Genomic DNA, 15,264 nt, shown 5'->3' on the forward strand with positions numbered 1-15,264 from the left:
CGTCGCCGCGAAAATCCACCCGACGGCCGCCAAGCCTATGCTTGGGACGCGCGATGTGCTCCGATGCGGCGGCCGCACCGGTTCCGCTGCCGTTTGCGGAGACGTCGATCCATCGCTTCCCAGCCGAGAAAAGCCATGCCTTCCGAACTGCGTTCGCCCCGACTCGCCGTCCTGATCGACGCCGACAATGCATCTGCACGGATCGCCGATGCGCTGTTCGAGGAGATCGCCAAGATCGGCGAGGCCAGCGTTCGCCGAATCTACGGCGACTTCTCCAATCCGCGATCCAAGGGTTGGGCCGACGTGCTGTCCAAGCACGCCATCATCCCCCAGCAGCAGTTCGCCTATACGACCGGAAAGAATGCGTCCGACATCACCTTGGTCATCGACGCCATGGACCTGCTGCACAGCGGCCGGTTCGATGGCTTCTGCCTGGTGTCCTCCGACAGCGATTTCACCCGTCTGGCCGCCCGCATCCGCGAGCATGGCATCGACGTGTTCGGGTTCGGCGAGCAGAAGACACCGGAGAGTTTTCGGCAGGCCTGCCGCAGGTTCGTCTATACCGAGAATTTGCGCGGCGGGGTGACGAGCAATCAGGATGCGGCCATGCGTGCCCAGCCGTTGCAGCCGCCTGACGCCGCGACGTCCATCCTCAAGAAGGTCATCGGCCAGATGGCGAGCGAGGACGGCTGGGTGACGCTTGGCGAGGTCGGACGGCAGCTCGCCAATCTGGCGTCCGATTTCGATCAGAGGACGTACGGCTTCCGCACCCTGGGCGAGCTGGTGCGCAGGACAAACGCTTTCGAGATCGAGTCCAAGGGTGGGACGATGCGAATCCGCGTCAAGCCGGCGGCTGCACCGCCGCCAAGGCCGCCAAGACGGCGAGCCGTGCGAAAACCTGCGGAATGAGCGGCCCGCGCTTGCTGTGCTCCGCCTCAATCTGAACCGATCATGAATGCCGCTCGGACATCATCCGAAGCGGCATTTTCATGTGCGCAGGAACTGAAGGGAATTGCGCGCGGAACCGCAGTCTGCGCGCAAGTTTGCGCTGTTGGAACTGGAACGTTCTCATTGCTTGCGATGTTGAGGGGCAGCTCACAACTCGGAGGAGGAGAATGATGAACAAGCGTTTTGCCGTTTCCCTTGTCGCTGCTGCGTCGCTGCTTGCGTCCGGTTCGGCCTACGCGCAGTCCACGACTGCAGCGGGCGCCGCGAACGGTGCGCGGACCGGTGGTGAAATCGCAGGTCCCGTCGGCGAGATCGTCGGCGGCACGGTTGGTGCTGCGGTCGGCGCCGGCCTTGAGATCCCGAATGCGGTGATCGGATCGATCCCGCGCGGCGAGCCGTCGGTGGTGGTGCGCGAACGCGTCGTGGTCGGCGAGCCGCTGCCGGATACGGTCGTGCTGCACCCCGTGCCGCGCTACGCCGAATATCACTATGCGATCGTCAACGATCACCGCGTGATCGTGGATTCCCGGACCCGCAGGGTGGTGAGGGTCATTGACTGATCGCGCCCGGATTTCTGACTGTCGACATCCTCGCGGGCACATCGCCCGCGGGGATTCGTTTGTCCCATGATACGGGCATGGCACAGGTCCGCTTTTGGCATGCACGGAGCGGTTGGCCTGACGGCCTGATCCCCTAGACTGGCTCCAACGAGCGGACGCGGCCAGCGTCCGCCAAGAGCAGGGGATGGAAACATGGGTCGGAAGATCGCGATCGTCGGCGCGGGTGCGGTCGGCGGCTACGCCGGCGCGCATATGGTGCAGTCCGGTGAGGACGTCACCTTCATCGATCCCTGGCCCGAGCATGTCGAGCACATGCGCAAGCACGGACTGCGGGTCACGCACGCGATGGACGTTGCCGAATTCTCGGTGCCGGTGCGCGCGCTGCACGTCACCGACGCGCAGCAACTGGCGAAGGAAAAGCCGGTCGACATCGCCTTCGTCTGCCTGAAGTCGTACGACACGGCCTGGGCGACGATGCTGATCCGGCAATATCTGGCGGCGGATGGTTACGTCGTGTCGCTGCAGAACTGCATGAACGAGGAGACGATCGCCGGCATTGTCGGCTGGGGCAAGACACTCGGCTGCATCGCGAGCAGCATCACCGTCAATCTGCCCGAGCCCGGCCATATTCACCGCGGCGCCGGCAAGGGCGGGGCTCAGCACACCGTGTTTCGCGCCGGTGAGGTGCATGGCCGCATCACCGCGCGGGCGGAAGAGGTTTGCCGTCTCGTCGGCTATTCCGACAGCGCAAAAGTCACGGGCAATCTGTGGGGCGAGCGCTGGTCGAAACTGGTCGCCAATGTGATGGGCAACGGGCTGTCGGCCTGCACCGGCCTGCCGGGCGGCGGGGTGCTGCAGAGCGAACCGCTGCGCCGCTTTTCAACGCGGCTCGGCAGCGAGGCGATCCGGGTCGGGCAGGCGCAGGGCTATCAGCTGGAGGAAATCCTGCATCTGCCGCCAGAGACCATCGCGCGGGCCGGCGAGGGCGATGAGGCCGCGACGCGCGCCTGCGACGCGCAACGCTTCAAGGATGCCAAGCGCACGTCATCGGCGCAGCGCCCCTCGATGGGCCAGGACATGCAGAAGGGCCGCCGCACCGAGATCGAATTTTTGAACGGCCTCGTGGTGCGCGAAGGCGAAAAGCTCGGTATCGCCTGCAACGCCAACGCCGCGCTGACCGACATCGTCAAGCGCGTCGAACGCGGCGAACTCGCGCCGGATCCGCGGCACATCACGGAGTTGCGGATGAATTGAGCGGAGTCGCTGACCCCCACCGTCATTGCGAGCGAAGCGAAGCAATCCATTCTTCCGCACGTCTGGAAAGATGGATTGCTTCGTCGCTTCGCTCCTCGCAATGTCGGATGCGTAAGGCCCTACAGCAGCTGCCGCACCCCCATTCCGTTCATGAAGCGTTCGCGAATCTGCACGGGGTCGCGGCGGGTAGTGCCGGTGCCGGGCTTGTCGTCGATGCGGACGCCGATCAGCGACGGCCCCGAGGCCGATTTCGACTGCTCGATCAGGCGTTCGAAATCATCCTCGTCGGCGGCCCAGGAAGAGTGGGCAAGGCCGCTGGCAAGCGCGAGCGCGACGATGTCGGCATGGCCGGCGGCAGGCGTCGGCTGCGCGCCCGTGATCTGGTAGATGCCGTTGTCCATCACGACCATCGTCAGGTTCTTCGGCGCCAGCGTCGCAATCGTCGAGAGGCAGCCGAGCTGCATCAACAGCGAACCGTCGCCTTCCAGCGCGAACACCCGCCGGTTCGGCTGCGCCAGCGCGACGCCGAGCGCGATCGGAAACGCAAGTCCCATGCTGCCCAGCATATAGAAATTCTGCGGGCGGTGGCCGGCGGCCCACAGGTCGAAATTGGTGTTGCCGATGCCGCCGATCACGGCCTCGTCCTTCAGTTTTGCAACCAGACGCTGGGTGAGGTCGAAGCGGTTCATCACCTTGGTGTTGCGCGCGTGTGTGTTGGTCATGGCGGCGCTCACTTGTCGAAGGTTTTGCCGCCGGTCAACAGCGGCGAGAGGATCAGCGCCACCGGCGCCTGGGTAGCGACGGCCTGCTTGATCGAGCGGTCGGCGATGAATTCGAGCTCGTCGAGCCGGGTGATGGTGTGATGTTCCATCGCAAGCGAATCCAGCACCGGGCGCATGGTGCGGCATACCAGCGCCTGGCCGTAATTGAACTCGCCGAGCGTGCCGCGCTCGGAGACAAACATGATCAGCGGGATCTGGTAGGGCACCGCGAGCGAGGCGAGCACATTGGCGAGCGTCGCAAAGCCCGAGGTCTGCATCAGCACCGCGCCGCGCATTCCGGCCATCCAGGCGCCGGAGACGATGCCGACGGCCTCTTCCTCGCGCGCGGTCGGAAACGTCGTGAAATAGGGATCGGCGTGCAGGTTCTTGATCAGCGTGGTCAGCACCCGGTCGGGCACATAGGGCACCAGCTTGATCTCGTTCCGCTTCAGCGTCTGCAGCACGATGCCGTGCCAGGTAGCCTTGTCCTGAGGCGAGGCTTGTTCCGCGGCCGCCATCCCATTCTCCCTGTTCGCGCGCGACGCTTAAGGCCGCTTGCGACACGCAACTTGACGCCGTGCATGCGATTGTCAACATGCCGCGGCCGCAACGCGATCTGCGGAATTCGGCCATCCCAGCGCCGAACCAACGTGCGATAGAGACGGTAACGATAAAGGGACGGGAGGCGTCGATGGCCGGATGGGTCTGGCGGACCGCCATTGCGGCAGCGGCCATGGTGATGGCCGGCCTTGCGTCCGCGCAGCCGTTCCCGGCAAAGGCCGTTCACATTCTCGTCCCATATCCGCCCGGTGGCGGCGTCGATGTGCTGACGCGGACGCTGGCCGAAGCGGTGTCAAAATCCTGGACGCAGTCGATCGTGGTCGAGAATCGGCCGGGCGCCGGTGGGGTGATCGCCTCGCAGGCGATCGCGACCTCCGCGCCCGATGGCTACAATCTGATCATGGTGGCGAGCGGCCACGCCACCAATCCTTTCCTCTACCCAAAACTGCCCTACGACACGTTCAAGGACTTTTCGCCGATCTCGCTGCTCGCGTCATCGCCGAACGTGCTGCTGGTGCGCGCGGACTCGCCGTTCAAGTCGGTCGGCGACGTCATCGCTGCGGCGAAGGCAAAGCCGGGTAGCCTGTCCTTCGCCCATGCCGGCAACGGCACCTCGACCCATCTGGCCGGCGAGCTGCTCAAGAGCCTTGCGAAGATCGATCTCAACGCGATCCCCTACAAGGGCGGCGCGCCCGCAATCAACGATCTGCTTGGCGGACAAATCCCGATGTCGTTCAACAACGGGCCGGAATCGGTCGGGCAGTTGCAAGCCGGCACGGTTCGCGCGCTGGCGGTGACGACGGGCTCGCGCGCGCCGTTCCTGCCAGACGTGCCGAGCATGTCGGAGACCGTGCCGGGCTACGACACCGAGGTGTGGTGGGGCCTGATCGGCCCTGGCGGCATGCCCGCCGATCTCGTCGCAAGAATCTCGCACGATTTCGTCGCGGCAGTGAACACCGAGGCCGTGAAGGAGCGTCTCGGCAAGCTTGGCGCGATCCCGATCGGCTCGACGCCGGAGACATTCGCAGCCAAGATCAAGGCCGACTACGACAAATGGGGGCCGATCATCAAGGCCGCCGGCATGAAGGCGGAGTGAGCCGATGGCTGCGTCAGAGATTCCCGCCTGCCTGCCGCCGCGTCCGGTGACGCCGCCTAGGGAAAGGTTGCCGGCGAAGGCCTGCGATACCCATGCGCATGTGTTCGGGCCGGCGGACCGCTTTCCCTATGCGGGAGATCGCAGCTACACGCCGCCGGACGCGCCGCTTGCGACCTATCTCGGCATGCTCGATGCGCTCGGCTTCAGCCGCGGCGTGCTGGTGCAGGGCAGCGCGCACGGCCACGACAATTCGGCGATGCTAGACGCGTTGCAGCGCGAGCCGGCGCGGCTGCGCGGCGTCGCGGTGGCCGATGCCGATGTCGCGGCGGGCACGCTGCGGCAATGGCACGTGCTCGGTGTGCGCGGCTTCCGCTTCAACCATTTCTTCCGCGCCGGCCAGTTGCACTATCGCGGCGGCATTCCGCTCGGCGTCGCTGAGACGCACGCGGCTGTGATGGCCGAGCTCGGCTGGCATCTGCAGCTCTGGATCGATGTGAAGGACTTGCCTGACACGATCCCGACGCTGAAGACGCTCGGGCTGCCGGTCGTGGTCGATCACATGGGCCGCACCGATGCGCGCGCCGGCGTCAACACCGAGGGCTTTCAGAGCCTGCTGCGCGCGGTCGGTGAAGGCTGGTGCTGGGCGAAACTGTCCGGCGCGCATCGCTTGAGCCTCAGGGCGCCGGATTATCCGGATGCGCGGCCATTCCACGAGGCGCTGGTCGCGGCCAACTCCGAGCGGCTGGTGTGGGGCGGCGACTGGCCGCATCCGCGGGTCGAGGGCGAGATGCCCGACGCCGGCCATCTGCTCACACTGTTCCAGGAATGGACGCCGGATGCGGCGGCCCGGCATCGCATCCTCGTCGACAATCCCGCAAAACTCTATGGCTTCCCAAACTGAGAGCTGTCCGAAGACATGACCGTCAACATCAAGCGCGTGTTCTACGTCAAATACCTCGCCCATGAGATCTACGTCGATATCTTGAAGAAGCGGCCTGACGTCCGGCTCGACCGTCTCGAGAACGACACACCGGAGACGCAGTTCGCGCCGGTTCTCGCCGACGCGCATGCCTATCAGATCGGCGCGGCGCGCGATGAGCTGGCACCGCATTTCCATGCCCATGCCGAGCTGTTGAACCGCGCGCCGAACCTCTTGATCGTCTCCTCGAACGGCGCCGGGTTCGATCCCGTCGACGTCGATGCCTGCACGGCGGCGGGCGTGCTGGTGGTCAATCAGTCCGGCGGCAATGCCAATTCGGTCGCCGAGCACGCGCTCGGCATGATGCTGACGCTGTCGAAGCGCATCATCCAGTCCGACCGCCGGCTGCGCCGCGAGGCCAATGTCAACCGCAACGACCTGATCGGCAACGAGCTGAAGGACAAGACCGTCGGCATCGTCGGCCTCGGCAATGTCGGTCGCCGCATCGCCGAGCTGTGCAAGGGCCTGCTGCACATGAAAGTGATCGCCTACGATCCGTATCTCACGGCGGAAGAGATGGCGAAGCGGGGCGGCGAGAAGGTCGAGCTCGACGATCTCTTGCGCCGCGCCGATTTCGTCTCGATCTCCTGCCCGCTGGACAGCAAGAGCAGAAGCATGATCGACGCGCGCGAATTCGCGCTGATGCAGCCGCACGCGTATTTCGTCACCACCGCGCGCGGCTTCATCCATGACGAGAAGGCGCTTGAGGGTGCATTGCGCGACAAACGCATTGCCGGCGCCGGCCTCGACGTCTGGTCCAAGGAACCGCCGCCACCGGATCATCCGCTGCTGCAGTTCGACAATGTGCTGGCAAGCCCGCACACGGCCGGCGTCACCCGGGAGGCGCGCATCAACATGGGCCGGATCGCCGCCGAGCAGATCCTCGATGCGCTCGACGGCAAGCGCCCGCCGCGCATCATCAACCCCGAAGTCTGGCCGGTTTACGCGAAGCGGTTCGAGAAGGCGTTCGGGTTCATGCCGCAGTAGCAGACGGGAGTGTGGAATATCGTGTGCCTGGGGCGTCGGCGTCGCATCGTGATGGCCCCGTTAAGCCCGGTGCCGGTCATACAGCTCGGCGCAACTGGAACAGGTGAAGTGTGTTCGGCACTCTGTGCACTAAACCTCAAGCTGTGGTTTATTCGCAACGCGCGAGAGCAAACCGCAGGAAGGGGCGCAGTTTCATTGCTGGACGACCAGGACTCCTGCACTCTGCGCGCGGGGCGCTTCGCGGTGACTCCAGGGGAATGCAGTGGGAACTTTTGTGGTGCCCGACCAGCACGGCGTGTGCGCGCGACGAACGCTGGCTTGGTTGCGTGCCGGGTTGCTCGCGACGGTGGCGCTATTCGTGACTGGCCTGCCGGCCGCGGCTCAGGACGCGACCTGGGTTCTCAACCCTACGGAAAGTGGACCCAACCCGGGGACGGCCGACTACAACAACGTCGCCAACTGGACACCGGCAACAGTACCGATCGGCACCGCCACATTCGGAGTGACGAACAGCTCAAGCCTGTCGTTTTCGGCGTCGAGCACCAGCGTCGGTGGCTGGACTTTCAATGCCGGGGCTTCAGCCTATACGTTTACCCTTGGCGAAGTATTCTTCGGTCGGACACTTACGTTCAATGGCGCCGGCATTGTTATCAACGGTGGCAGCGCAACCATCAACAGCATCACCGACCACGCGCCGTCCGAAATCCAATTCCTCAACGCGAGCACGGCCGGCAGCGCCACGATCAACAACAGCGGCACGCTCTCGTTCTCCGACAGCAGCTCGGCCGGCAGCGCCACCATCGTCAACGACAGCTTTACCGGCAGCGCAATAGGGTTCTCCAACACGAGCACGGCTGGCAACGCCGCCATCACCAATAATTGGACTCTCCAGTTCGGCGACAACAGCACGGCCGGCAATGCCAGCATCCGCAACAACTTCTTCATGGATTTCTTCAACGCGAGCACGGCGGGTAACGCCAGAATTATCGAGAACGGTTTTCTGGTCTTCCACGACACCAGCACGGCCGGCAACGCCACCATTACCAATAATGGCGGCAGCGGAATGAGGTTCCAGGATAGCAGCACGGCCGGCAATGCGACGATCATCAACAATTTCGATTTGGCTTTCGTGAATTCGAGCACGGCCGGCAACGCCACCATCACGACCAACAGCGGTGGCACGACTTCTATTCAGGACACGGCCAGCGGCGGCACCGCGCGCTTCATCCTGAACGGGACCGGTGCGCTCGACATTTCGGGCCTCACGACCGGCGGCACCACGGCCGGGTCGATCGAAGGGGGCGGCAACATCCTGCTCGGCGCCAATACCCTGACGGTCGGCGGCAATGACCTCTCGACGACATTTTCCGGCGTTATCACTCCGGTTTCCGGCGTTTTCAGCGGGACCGGCGGGCTGATCAAGGTTGGCACCGGCACGCTGACGCTGACCGGAATCAACACGTATACGGGCGGGACGACCTTTTCATCAGGCACGCTCTCTGTTTCGGGGGATGCCAATCTTGGGGATTTCTCGGGACGATTGATTTTCGATGGCGGCACGCTGGAGGTCAGCGGCGCCGGTTTCACCTCGTCCCGTGCGGTCCAGATCGGGAGCAATGGCGGGACGGTGCAGGCCGACACCGGCTCGCTCGCACTATCCGGCGTGATCGCGGACTTGGGCGGCGCAACGGGTGCCGTCACCAAGACCGGCAACGGCACGCTGGTGCTGTCAGGGAACAACACCTACAGCGGCGGCACCATCATCAATGCGGGCATGCTGCAACTGTCCGGCGCCGGCACGCTGGGCGCGGCGAGCGCAACGACGACCGTCAATGGCGGCGGAACGCTCGATCTCGGCGGCACCACGCAGACGCAGGCGGCGCTGAAGCTTGCCGGCGGCACCTTGCAGAACGGCTCGCTCAACGGCGCTATCACCTCGACAGGCGGCACGATCGACGGCCTCGGCGGTGCCGCGAGCCTCAACGCGACCGCCGGCACGACGCTCGTGCTCGGCACCAACACCTTTACCGGCGGCACGACGGTGAGCAATGCGACGCTGACGGTGAACGGCTCGCTCAGCGATCCGACCATCGCCGCCGGCGGCCTGCTCAACGGCACCGGCTCGGTCGGCGACACGACGATCCAGAGTGGCGGCACATTCGCGCCGGGCTCCGGCACGCCGGGCACGTCGATGACGGTGAACGGCAATCTCGCGTTCCAGTCCGGCGCGCTCTATCTCGTCGCGGTCAATCCTTCGACCGCATCGTTTGCCAATGTCAGCGGGGCTGCGACGCTCGGCGGCGCCAGCGTCAACGCAACGTTCGCCAACGGCAGTTACATCTCCAAGCAATACACCATTCTAAGTGCCGGCAGCGTCAGCGGCACCTTCGGCACGCTTACCAACGTCAATCTGCCGGCAAATTTCAGCGACACGCTGAGCTACGACGCGACTCACGCCTATCTCAATCTGGCGCTGAATTTCACGCCGCCGCCATCCGCTCCGAACTACGGCCGCGGCCTGTCGATCAAGCAGCAGAACGTTGCCAACACGCTGGTCAATTACTTCAACACGACAGGCGGCATCCCGATGGTCTACGGCACGCTGACGCCATCGGGCCTGACGCAGGCCTCGGGTGAACTGGCAACCGGTTCGCAGCAGACCACGTTCGACGCCATGAACCTGTTCCTGGGGCTGCTGACCGATCCCTTCATGAACCGGAACGGTGGAGTAGCTTCGGCGTCGGGCGCGCCGAGCTATGCGGAGGAGGGCGATACAAACGCCTACGCGGCCACAAGAAAGACGAACGCCTACGCGATGTTCACCAAGGCGCCGCCGATACCGTTTGTGCCGCGCTGGAGCGTCTGGGCGGCGGGCTATGGTGGCTCGCAATCGACCAGCGGCAACGCCGTGGTCGGATCGAACGATACCACCAGCAGCGTGTACGGCACCGCTGTCGGCGCCGACTATCTGTTCTCGCCGAACACCATTGCGGGCTTCGCGCTGGCTGGTGGCGGCACCAACTTCTCCGTCGTCAACAGCGACAGCGGCCGATCCGATCTGTTCCAGGCTGGCGCCTATATCCGCCACATCGAAGGTGCGGCCTACATCACCGCCGCGCTCGCCTATGGCTGGCAGGACATCACCACCAACCGCACCGTCACGGCGGCCGGCCTCGACCAGCTCCGCGCCGAGTTCAATGCCAATACCTATTCCGGCCGTCTCGAAGGCGGCTATCGGTTTGTCGCGCCGTGGGCTGGCGGCCTCGGCATCACGCCTTACGCCGCAGGTCAGTTCACGACTTTCGACTTGCCCGGCTATGCCGAGCAGGCGCTGGTTGGCTCATCCGCCTTCGCGCTCGCCTACGCTGCGAAGAGCGTCACCGATGTCAGAAGCGAACTCGGCTTCCGCACCGACAAGTCGTTTGCGATGGCCGACGGCGTGCTGACGCTGCGCACCCGGTTTGCCTGGGTGCATGATTATGATCCGGACCGCTCGATCGCCGCGACCTTCCAGGCGCTCCCCGGCGCCAGCTTTGTCGTCAACGGCGCGGCGCAGGCCAGCGATTCCGCGCTGACCACGGCATCGGTCGAGATGAAATGGCTGAACGGCTGGTCCGCCGCGGCGACCTTCGAAGGCGAGTTTTCCGACGTCACCTCGTCCTACGCCGGCAAGGGTGTGGTGCGGTACACTTGGTGAGCGCCGGTATCCGCGATGCAGCGTCTCAGAGGGTCGGAGAATATCTCCTTCGCCGTAACCCAACATGAAGCAATAAACCCACTGTCAAACTGCGGCCGGGCGAAGCGTCCGTTGTTATTTTCCTTGAGATATCGACGGCTTAGCCCGATATCGCCATTTTCCCTTTGTGCCCGTCCATTCCGGGCACGGAAGGAAGATGCGTCATGCGACAGGTCCAGTCATACCTCCGTGCAGCTCCGGCCAGGATCGGCCGCCGCATTGCGCAGATCGTCGCGATCGCTGCCGCCAGCCTGCCGCAGGCCGGCGCGTAAGTTTTCCACCGTGCGCCGCAACCGCGCGCCGAATTAACTCAACACCGCCTCGCGTCAGTGCTAGCACGTGAACCCCGGGCTCTGCCCCCGCAGCAGGGAGGGTTCCATGTCACGCTTCGTCGTTCATTTCATGAAGGACGTGCTCGGCGGCAATGGCCGCCAGCGCGAGGTCTGTCAGGGCGCGCTCGAGATCGACGCCTCGAGCGAAGGCCAGGCCACCGAGATGGCCAAGCTCAAATTCTGTCAGGAGCAGGCGCTGTGCGACTGGTCGCTGCACGCCGACCGCATCCGGATCGAAGCGGCCGACTTGCAAGTGACCTGACACTAGTTCGCGATCGGCCGCATTCGCTCTGCGCTCCCTCTCCGCTTGCGGGTAGGGCAATCGCATATGCGTCTGTTGCAGAAGTCCGGAAATGCCGATGCGATAGTCCCGGGGCGAGGGGCGTCTGCACGATTTCTGGATAATGGAAAATACCGCTGAGTTGCCCGTCGAGTCAAGTTGCCCGTGTCCGCCGGCTACTTTGCATGGGGTTGTTTTCGATATTTTGGCAGTGCACCCCTGCGACGACCTCTCCCGCAAGCGGGAGAGGTGCAGCTAGTCTGCCGCGAGACCGGAGCCAAACGCGGCCAAGCTCGTCGCTTATTCTTCCGGCAGGATGCGCACCGCACCCTTCGCCGCGCTGCTTGCGAACGCCGCATAGGCCTTCAGCGCGGTCGAGACGGCGCGCTTGCGCGGCGCCGCCGGCTTCCACGCCGCTTTGCCCTTGGCTTCCATCGCCGCGCGACGGCGCTTCAGCTCGGCATCGTCGACCCTGAGGTTGACCTTGCGGTTCGGGATGTCGAACTCGATGATGTCGCCTTCCTCGACCAGGCCGATCAGGCCGCCTTCGGCGGCTTCCGGCGAGACGTGGCCGATCGACAGGCCGGACGATCCGCCGGAGAAGCGGCCGTCGGTGATCAGCGCGCAGGCCTTTCCGAGTCCCTTCGACTTCAGATAGCTGGTCGGGTACAGCATCTCCTGCATGCCCGGACCGCCGCGCGGACCTTCATAGCGGATCAGCACGACATCGCCGGCCTTGACCTTGTTGCCCAGGATGGCTTCGACCGACGCGTCCTGGCTCTCGAAGATGCGGGCCGGGCCGGAGAATTTCAGGATGCTCTCGTCGACGCCGGCGGTCTTCACGATGCAGCCATCTTCCGCCAGATTGCCGAACAGCACGGCGAGGCCGCCATCCTTGGAATAGGCGTGCTCGGCGTTGCGGATGACACCCTTGGCGCGGTCGAGATCGACCTCGTCGAAGCGGCGGTCCTGGCTGAAGGCCTCCTGGGTCGGCACGCCGCCCGGCGCGGCCATGTAGAAATTGCGGACCTTGTCGCTTGATGTGCGCACCACGTCCCAGCGATTCAGCGCATCGTCGAGCGTCGCGGCATGCACGGTCGGGCCGTCGGTGGTGAGCAGCCTGGCGCGGTCGAGCTCGCCGAGGATCGCCATGATGCCGCCGGCATGATGCACGTCCTCCATGTGGACGTCCTGCACCGAGGGCGCGACCTTGCAGAGCACCGGCACCTTGCGCGAGAGGCGATCGATGTCCGTCATCGTGAACGGCACCTCGCCCTCGCGCGCGGCGGCGAGCAGATGCAGCACGGTGTTGGTCGAGCCGCCCATCGCGATGTCGAGCGTCATCGCGTTCTCGAACGACTTGAAGTTCGCGATATTGCGCGGCAGCACCTTGGCATCGTCCTGCTCGTAGTAGCGGCGGGCGAGGTCGACGATCAGATGGCCGGCCTCGACGAACAGGCTCTTGCGGTCGGCATGGGTGGCCAGGACCGAGCCGTTGCCGGGCAGTGCGAGGCCGAGCGCCTCGGTCAGGCAGTTCATCGAGTTTGCGGTGAACATGCCGGAGCAGGAGCCGCAGGTCGGGCAGGCCGAGCGCTCGATCACCTCGACCTCTTCGTCCGACACGTTGGAGTCGGCGGCCGCCACCATCGCGTCGATCAGGTCGACCGCGCGCTTCTTGCCCTTGAGCAGGATCTTGCCCGATTCCATCGGGCCGCCCGAGACGAACACAGTCGGAATGTTGAGCCGCAGCGTCGCCATCAGCATGCCGGGCGTGATCTTGTCGCAGTTCGAGATGCAGACCATCGCGTCGGCGCAATGCGCGTTGACCATGTATTCGACGCTGTCGGCGATCAGCTCGCGCGAGGGCAGGCTGTAGAGCATGCCGTCATGGCCCATCGCGATGCCGTCATCGACCGCGATGGTGTTGAACTCCTTGGCGACACCGCCGGCCTTCTCGATCTCGCGCGCGACGAGCTGGCCGAGGTTCTGCAGATGCACGTGTCCCGGCACGAACTGGGTGAAGGAATTGACCACCGCGATGATCGGCTTGCCGAAATCCTCGTTCTTCATGCCGGTGGCGCGCCAGAGGCCGCGAGCACCCGCCATGTTGCGGCCGTGGGTGGTGGTGCGGGAGCGATAGGCGGGCATCGTAAATCCTTGGGCTATGGGCGCTTTTTTAGGGGAGACGGGCCCCTTATGCCCGCCCATGCCTGCGGATTCAAGCGCGGAACCGCATGGCAGAACCCCGCTATTCGGACCATTCCGATGGGCCAGCTTGATCTCAGCCGGCCCCGCGCATTAGGTGGACGGACCGGGCAAGACAATGAACAAGAAAGAACCAAAAGGGAGAGACGCGTGGCAAGGCTGCCCCTGATTGATCCGGACACGACCGGCGGAGACATCCGCGCCGCGTTCGACCGCATGCCGGTCAAGCTCAACATCTTCCGCATGATGGCCCATGCCGAGGCCAATGCGATTCCCGTGATGCGGCTCGGCAACTCCATCCTGCACAAGCAGAAGCTGTCGGCGGTCAACCGCGAGCTCTTGATCCTGCAGGCCGCGCAGCTCGAGGGCGGCGCCTATGAGTGGCGGCAGCACGTGCCGATCGCGCTTGGCGTCGGCGTGACGCAGGCGCAGATCGATGCGGTGGAGCGCGGCAATTACGACGATGCTGCACTTGATGCGGCCGAGCGCGCGCTGCTCGGCTTTGGCCGCGAGGTGGTCGAGAAGGTGCGCGTCAGCGATGCCGCCTTTGCCGGCGTACGCCAGCACTTCAGCGACCAGGAAATCGTCGAGGCGATCGTCGCGCTCGGCTTCTACATGATGATGGCACGGCTGACGGAGGCGACCGAAACCGATCTCGATCCGGCCGCCGGCATGGCCGTCTACGAGGGCGGCAAGAAGCGGAGCTGATGAGATGTCGGAGACGTCGCAAGACTCCAAGCCGGAGCGCTATGTTCGTCCCCTGAGCGCGGAATCGTCAGGCATCGCGCCGGGCAGGGGGCGTCTCAACGGCCGCCGCATTCTGGTGGTCGGCGGCGGCCAGCGCGTGTTCGATGTCGCGACCGATCCGATCGGCAACGGCCGCGCCATGAGCCTGCTGTTCGCGCGCGAGGGCGCGCATGTCGCGGTCGCCGACCTCAATCGCGCCTCCGCCGAGGATACGGTCGCGCGCATTGCTGATGACGGCGGCCGCGCGTTCGCGATCGCTGCCGACGTCACCACGGAGGCCGATGTCATCAGGATGATCGACGAGGCGCACCACACGATGGGCGGGCTCGACGGCATGGTGCTGAACATCGGCACCTTCGGCAAGACCGGGCTCGACAATGTCAGCCCCGAGGAGTGGAACAGGATCTACGACGTCAACGTCCGCGGCCCGATGCTGTGCTGCCGCGCTGCCTTGCCTAAATTCGCGGACGGCGGCGCGATCGTCTTCATCTCCTCGATCGCGGCGCTGAAGGCGGGATCGCAGATGGCGGTCTATGATTCCTCCAAGGCCGCGCTCGGCGGTCTGATGCGCAACATCGCTCATACCGGCGCACGGCGCGGCATCCGCGCCAATCTGGTCTATCCCGGGCTGGTCGACACCCCGAACGGCCGCGAGGCCGTCGCGGGCCGGCCGTCGCGCGGCAAGGCGCATGTCCCGTTCGGCCGCCAGGCGACGGCGTGGGAGATCGCCTATGCGGTGCTGTTCTTCATGTCGGATGAAAGCGTCTACGTCACCGCGCAAACGCTGGCGGTGGACAGCGGACTGAGCGGAATGTGAC

General features: G+C 65.0%; 13 protein-coding genes. 10 read left to right on the forward strand and 3 right to left on the reverse strand.

The genetic code is table 11. The annotated features are described in order from the left end of the window. The first annotated feature begins 135 nt into the window (after window positions 1–135). From G6P99_RS17270 to G6P99_RS17280, 3 genes are all read left to right on the forward strand, one after another. On the forward strand, window positions 136–909 hold the full coding sequence (locus G6P99_RS17270) for an NYN domain-containing protein (protein WP_029082314.1): 774 nt from the start codon (window positions 136–138) through the stop codon (window positions 907–909). Between the two features lie 209 nt (window positions 910–1,118). Next, a complete protein-coding gene (locus tag G6P99_RS17275; RefSeq protein WP_029082313.1) occupies window positions 1,119–1,508 on the forward strand; it encodes a DUF1236 domain-containing protein in 390 nt (129 codons plus the stop codon). 192 nt (window positions 1,509–1,700) lie between these two features. Further along, on the forward strand, window positions 1,701–2,762 hold the full coding sequence (locus G6P99_RS17280; RefSeq protein ID WP_165128787.1) for a ketopantoate reductase family protein: 1,062 nt from the start codon (window positions 1,701–1,703) through the stop codon (window positions 2,760–2,762). A 119-nt stretch (window positions 2,763–2,881) separates the two neighbouring features. Here the strand turns inward: G6P99_RS17280 and G6P99_RS17285 are convergent, their stop codons facing one another. Together G6P99_RS17285 and G6P99_RS17290 are read right to left on the reverse strand one after the other, a co-directional pair. Next, window positions 2,882–3,484 (reverse strand): thiamine pyrophosphate-dependent enzyme, encoded by a 603-nt coding sequence (locus tag G6P99_RS17285; protein ID WP_035977274.1) that lies wholly within the window; start codon window positions 3,482–3,484, stop codon window positions 2,882–2,884. Between the two features lie 8 nt (window positions 3,485–3,492). Continuing rightward, entirely contained in the window at window positions 3,493–4,041 is a 549-nt protein-coding gene (locus G6P99_RS17290; protein ID WP_029082310.1) for a thiamine pyrophosphate-binding protein, read from the reverse strand. 173 nt (window positions 4,042–4,214) lie between these two features. Here G6P99_RS17290 and G6P99_RS17295 point away from each other — a divergent pair, with 173 nt between their 5' ends. The 5 genes from G6P99_RS17295 (at window position 4,215) to G6P99_RS17315 (ending at window position 11,476) form a co-directional block, all read left to right on the forward strand. After that, a complete protein-coding gene (locus G6P99_RS17295; RefSeq protein ID WP_029082309.1) occupies window positions 4,215–5,180 on the forward strand; it encodes a Bug family tripartite tricarboxylate transporter substrate binding protein in 966 nt (321 codons plus the stop codon). A 4-nt stretch (window positions 5,181–5,184) separates the two neighbouring features. Then, complete coding sequence (locus tag G6P99_RS17300; protein WP_165128789.1) at window positions 5,185–6,081, forward strand: amidohydrolase family protein; 897 nt, start codon at window positions 5,185–5,187, stop codon at window positions 6,079–6,081. 15 nt (window positions 6,082–6,096) lie between these two features. After that, window positions 6,097–7,146, forward strand: a complete 1,050-nt coding sequence (locus G6P99_RS17305; protein WP_029082307.1) for a hydroxyacid dehydrogenase — start codon at window positions 6,097–6,099, stop codon at window positions 7,144–7,146. A 262-nt stretch (window positions 7,147–7,408) separates the two neighbouring features. Continuing rightward, a complete protein-coding gene (locus G6P99_RS17310) occupies window positions 7,409–10,843 on the forward strand; it encodes an autotransporter outer membrane beta-barrel domain-containing protein (RefSeq protein WP_246709559.1) in 3,435 nt (1,144 codons plus the stop codon). A 417-nt stretch (window positions 10,844–11,260) separates the two neighbouring features. After that, window positions 11,261–11,476, forward strand: coding sequence for a hypothetical protein (locus G6P99_RS17315; RefSeq protein WP_029082305.1), 216 nt, complete (start codon window positions 11,261–11,263; stop codon window positions 11,474–11,476). A gap of 318 nt (window positions 11,477–11,794) precedes the next feature. Here G6P99_RS17315 and ilvD read toward each other — a convergent pair whose 3' ends face one another. Further along, window positions 11,795–13,642, reverse strand: coding sequence for a dihydroxy-acid dehydratase (gene ilvD, locus G6P99_RS17320; RefSeq protein ID WP_029082304.1), 1,848 nt, complete (start codon window positions 13,640–13,642; stop codon window positions 11,795–11,797). 207 nt (window positions 13,643–13,849) lie between these two features. On the opposite strand from ilvD, the gene G6P99_RS17325 reads away from it, so the two are divergent. Together G6P99_RS17325 and G6P99_RS17330 are read left to right on the forward strand one after the other, a co-directional pair. Then, complete coding sequence (locus tag G6P99_RS17325) at window positions 13,850–14,407, forward strand: carboxymuconolactone decarboxylase family protein (protein WP_029082303.1); 558 nt, start codon at window positions 13,850–13,852, stop codon at window positions 14,405–14,407. A 4-nt stretch (window positions 14,408–14,411) separates the two neighbouring features. Beyond that, window positions 14,412–15,263, forward strand: coding sequence for an SDR family NAD(P)-dependent oxidoreductase (locus G6P99_RS17330; RefSeq protein ID WP_029082302.1), 852 nt, complete (start codon window positions 14,412–14,414; stop codon window positions 15,261–15,263). Window position 15,264 lies beyond the last annotated feature (1 nt).

Origin of the sequence: Bradyrhizobium sp. 6(2017) (assembly GCF_011058295.2) — a bacterium.
GTDB classification, from domain to species: Bacteria; Pseudomonadota; Alphaproteobacteria; order Rhizobiales; family Xanthobacteraceae; genus Bradyrhizobium; species Bradyrhizobium septentrionale.